Origin of the sequence: Puniceibacterium confluentis (assembly GCF_007923445.1) — a bacterium.
GTDB classification, from domain to species: Bacteria; Pseudomonadota; Alphaproteobacteria; order Rhodobacterales; family Rhodobacteraceae; genus Puniceibacterium; species Puniceibacterium confluentis.
In genome coordinates this window covers 1-1,024 of record NZ_VOJI01000084.1, presented here as the reverse complement: position 1 = coordinate 1,024, position 1,024 = coordinate 1, and the positions used below count along the sequence as shown (strand labels likewise).

Here is a 1,024-nt window from a genome sequence, read left to right as displayed (position 1 = left end):
CTCAGGAACAAGAAGAAGCAGGAAGATCTCGGACACGGGGAGGACGATTAAGATGGGATCGCATCACGATGAATATCAGGTTCAGCCCGGCAAGATCTTAACCCGGCCCTTCTTCATCCTCCTGTTCTTCGTCCTGGTAGGGCTGGCGCTCATCGCCTACCGGTTCTTCGCCGGCGTAGGCGCGGTTACCGGGCTGTCCGACGGCTACCCCTGGGGAATCTGGATCGCCTACGACGTGGCCACCGGCACCGCCTTCGCCTGCGGCGGCTACGCACTGGCGCTGCTCATCTACATCATGAACCGGTGGAAGTACCATCCGCTCATCCGCTCGGCCATCCTGACCAGCGTGTTCGGCTACTGCCTGGCCGGCTTTTCGGTCATGGTCGACCTGGGCCGCTACTGGAACGCCTACGGCTTCTTCATGCCCAGCCGCTGGCAGGGCAACTCGGTCATGTTCGAGGTCGCTCTCTGCGTCATGTCGTACTCCACGGTCCTGATCATCGAGTTCCTCCCGGCGGTGCTCTACACCCTGGAGCACAGCAAGTGGAAGTGGGTGCGCGAATCGTCCCACTGGCTCTATGCGCGCCTGATCCCCGACACCGACGCGCTCCGCAACGGCCTGACCAACGTGAGCAAGGCGGCGGGGCATCTCCAGGTACGGCTCGACAAGGTCCTCATCTTCTTCATCGTCCTGGGGATCACGCTGCCGTCCATGCACCAGTCGTCGCTCGGCTCCATGATGATCATTGCCGGCGAGAAGCTGAGCCCTCTGTGGCAGACCGGCTTCCTGCCGCTGCTCTTCCTGATCAACTGCATCTTCATCGGCTACTCCACGGTCATGTTCGAGTATCCGGGTGCTGGACGTCCCGGTTCAAGCGTGTAGGCGGGAAGAGGAGGCAAATCCCTTCTTCCATACAACGCCAAGGCGTGATGACGAGGGGGTATCCCCACAAAGTCGTTGATCCCATGCTTCCAAGAAAAGCCTCTAAGCTTCAGGCGGCAGGTGACCGTACCGTAAACCGAC

The 1,024-nt window shown here is 60.7% G+C and carries 1 protein-coding gene; it reads left to right on the top strand.

Features of this window, described 5'->3' with window-relative positions; genetic code table 11:
- Positions 1 to 883, top strand: an 883-nt coding sequence (locus FOY53_RS22635) for a polysulfide reductase NrfD family protein (protein WP_222435343.1), incomplete at its 5' end; no start/stop codon positions are given.
- Between the last annotated feature and the right edge of the window lie 141 nt (positions 884 to 1,024).